At 68.2% G+C, this 3,140-nt stretch carries 4 protein-coding genes; 3 read left to right on the forward strand and 1 reads right to left on the reverse strand.

The genetic code is table 11. From position 1 onward, the window contains the following. Window positions 1-35 precede the first annotated feature (35 nt). Window positions 36-767, reverse strand: a complete 732-nt coding sequence (locus KZA10_RS10615; RefSeq protein ID WP_218682856.1) for a hypothetical protein — start codon at window positions 765-767, stop codon at window positions 36-38. Between KZA10_RS10615 and KZA10_RS10620 the strand changes: the two genes are divergently transcribed. From KZA10_RS10620 to KZA10_RS10630, 3 genes are read left to right on the forward strand one after another with little or no spacing between them, the layout of a single operon-like run. Then, a complete protein-coding gene (locus KZA10_RS10620; RefSeq protein ID WP_218682857.1) occupies window positions 694-1,701 on the forward strand; it encodes a MoxR family ATPase in 1,008 nt (335 codons plus the stop codon). The two genes, KZA10_RS10615 and KZA10_RS10620, sit on opposite strands and share 74 nt — an antisense overlap. Before the next feature lie 5 nt (window positions 1,702-1,706). Next, complete coding sequence (locus KZA10_RS10625; RefSeq protein ID WP_141385573.1) at window positions 1,707-2,594, forward strand: DUF58 domain-containing protein; 888 nt, start codon at window positions 1,707-1,709, stop codon at window positions 2,592-2,594. Next, window positions 2,581-3,072, forward strand: coding sequence for a hypothetical protein (locus KZA10_RS10630; RefSeq protein ID WP_055875608.1), 492 nt, complete (start codon window positions 2,581-2,583; stop codon window positions 3,070-3,072). Before KZA10_RS10625 ends, KZA10_RS10630 begins: the two co-directional genes overlap by 14 nt. Window positions 3,073-3,140 lie beyond the last annotated feature (68 nt).

Consider the following 3,140-nt stretch of genomic DNA (forward strand, 5'->3'; position numbering starts at 1 on the left):
ATGCATGTCGCATCCCGGGCCACCGGTTCCATGTCTCATGGAATGGAGAAGACTTTGGCGGTACTGTCGTACCTCGAGTCTGGAGCCCTCATTTGGATATCACGCCGCTGATCTGGGTCATCACGATACACCTCGATGTCGAGGATGAACGCCTGCGGTCGGCCGTCGCGCCGACGCAAGCCGAACCAGAGGATGCCGACCTCGGTGCCGGCGACGGTGGCGGTGAAGAGCTCCTGCCCCTCGGTGTCGAGTCCGTCCGGAAGCTCCGCCCGCATCTGACGATGCGACTCGGCGGCGGCCTCCTCCGGCGTGTACCGGCCGGACTCGACGAGGTCGTGCGCGAACCCCTCCTCCGACGCCGCGACGAAACGGGGGAAACGCTCCGCGGTCATCGGCCGCACATCGACGTGTCCGGCGACCTCGCGCACCGGAAGCGGCTCCAGCACCATCTGGATCGAGGCGACCTCGAACCCGCGTCCCTCGACGAATGCCCGTGCGGCCGCGTCCTGCGGGAAGAGCGGCATGGCGATCTGCGTCGCGCCCCTGTCGCGGGCGATCTGCAGGATGCCGTGGAGAAGATCGTCGCGCCGGGCATCCGTCGACGTCGTCTCGAAGACGACGTCGAGGAGGAACAGCTTCTGACCGTTCAGGGCCAGCAGGAGCGTTCCGAGCTCGCCATCCGCGTCATCCACGATGCTCGCGACCCACGCCGTCGATGTCGCGACGCCTTCGGGGAACAGCTCGTCGAACGAGGTGCTGCGGATCATCTCCGCCTCGTACTCCGCGAAGATGGTCGGCCAGGACCGGTTGCGCACGAGCCTGCTCGTCTCGCTCATCGCCGGCGGCCACATCCTGCTCGAGAGCGTGCCGGGGCTGGCGAAGACCACCGCCGCCAGCACCCTCGCCGACACGGTGAAGGCGCAGTTCAAGCGCATCCAGTGCACGCCCGACCTGCTGCCCAGCGACATCACGGGCAACCAGATCTATGACGCGGCGACCGGATCCTTCCGCACCGTGCTCGGCCCCGTGCACGCGAACTTCGTGCTGCTCGACGAGATCAACCGCTCCAGCGCCAAGACCCAGAGCGCCATGCTCGAGGCGATGCAGGAGCATCAGACCACGATCGGCGGGGAGATCCACCACCTGCCGAAGCCGTTCCTCGTGATCGCGACGCAGAACCCCATCGAGCAGGAGGGCACATACGAGCTGCCCGAGGCGCAGATGGACCGCTTCCTGCTCAAGGAGATCGTCGAGTATCCGAGCCCCGCCGAAGAACTCGAGGTGCTCAGCCGCATCGACTCGGGAGTGCTCGACCCCGACCGGCACGTGGCCAGCGCGGTCAGCCTCGACGACGTGCGCCTGCTGCAGGATGTGGCCAGCCGCATCTACGTCGACCCCGCGATCCGCAACTACATCGTGTCGATCGCCTACGTCACGCGGAACCCGGCGCCGTACATCGGCGAGGAGCGGGCCCGCTTCATCAAGTACGGCGCGAGCCCGCGTGCGAGCATCGCGTTCCTGCAGGCTTCGCGAGCGCTGGCCCTGCTCAAGGGGCGCTCGCACGTGCTGCCCGAAGACATCCGGGAGCTGCGGCACCTGGTCCTCCGCCACCGCGTGCTGCTGACGTTCGAGGCCGACGCCGAGGGCGTCCGCAGCGAGGAGATCATCGACCAGATCTTCGCGTCGGTCCCCACGCCCTGATCCCCATGCCGAGCCTGATCACGCAGGTGAAGAGCAAGCTCTTCATCCACTCGACGCGCAAGTCGCTGCACGCGCTCGACGGCGCCTACGCGTCGTTGCTGCGCGGGCGGAGCCTCGACTTCGAAGACCTGCGCAAGTACGAGTACGGCGATCAGGTGCGCGACATCGACTGGCGGGCGACCGCGCGACTGGGAACGCCCCTGGTCAAGCGCTCGCGCGCGACGCGCATGCACACCGTGCTGTTCGTGGTCGATACAGGGCGCTCGATGTCGGCCCTCGCCGCCGACGAGCGGTCGAAGAAGGAGCTGGCGATCCTCGCGACCGGGGTGCTCGGGGTGCTGACGCTGCGCCACGGCGACGACTTCACCACGGTCTACGGCGACTCCGCGAAGGTGCGCCGGCTCGCGCCCGGCCGCAGCGAGGGTGCGCTCGAACATGCGCTGCGCACGATCGACAGGACCATCGACGACAGCAGTGCTCCGAGCGACCGTGACGCACTGCTGTCGTTCGTCACACGCACGATCGCCCGCCGCATGATCGTGGTGGTGATCACCGACGAGGCCCCGGTCACGAGCGAGACGGAGCGGATGCTACGCCGGCTGCGCGTGCAGCACGACGTGCTCTGGCTCACTCTCCGCGACGCCGAGCCCGTGCTGGACCACGCCACCGGACGCATCCGCTCGGATGTCGACAGCCGCTGGCAGGTGCCGGGTTTCGTGCAGGGCGACCGCGAGATCGTGCAGGAGCTGACCGCGCAGCGCGAGGCCGATGCCGCGCACCTCACCGAGCTCCTCACCCGCATGGAGATCAGCCACTCCACGCTGGACGGGCAGGACGACGCGGTCGCCCAGCTGCTGACGCTGCTGAACCGGAGGTCGAATGCCCGGCTCTGACGACCTCTACCCGCCGGCGCAGTACGGCTGGGGCTGGATGCTGCTGGCGATCGGCATCCTTGCTCTGCTGGTGCTGGGCGCCTGGCTGCTGATCGTGCTCACCCGCCCGCGCCGCACGCTGGCGACCGCCGACGCGAATGCCGGCCAGGCTCCGCTGATCATCGACGTGCTCTCGCAATTGCGCACCGAATACCAGGCGCGCATCCAGCAGATCGAGACCGAGTACCTCGAACGCCGCATCTCCGCCCGACAGGCGAACCTCGAGCTGAGCCGGGTCGTCCGTGCCTTCGTGAACGAGTACAGCGGCCTGGAGGCTCCGGTGCTGGCGCTCGACGATCTCGTGGCGCGCGGCGTGCATCCCGCCCTGATCGACGCACTGGGCAGGCACTACTACCCGAGCATCTTCCGTCAGGGACCGGTGATCGACCCGGTGGCCGGCGCTGATGCGGCCAGGACGGTGGTGCGCACGTGGCACTAGCCAACATCTGGATGCTGGTGGCCGCCGTCGCCGTCGTGCTGATCGCGCTGACGATCGGCCTCGTCGTC

Source organism: Microbacterium sp. BF1, from assembly GCF_019279095.1.
Classification (GTDB): domain Bacteria; phylum Actinomycetota; class Actinomycetes; order Actinomycetales; family Microbacteriaceae; genus Microbacterium; species Microbacterium maritypicum.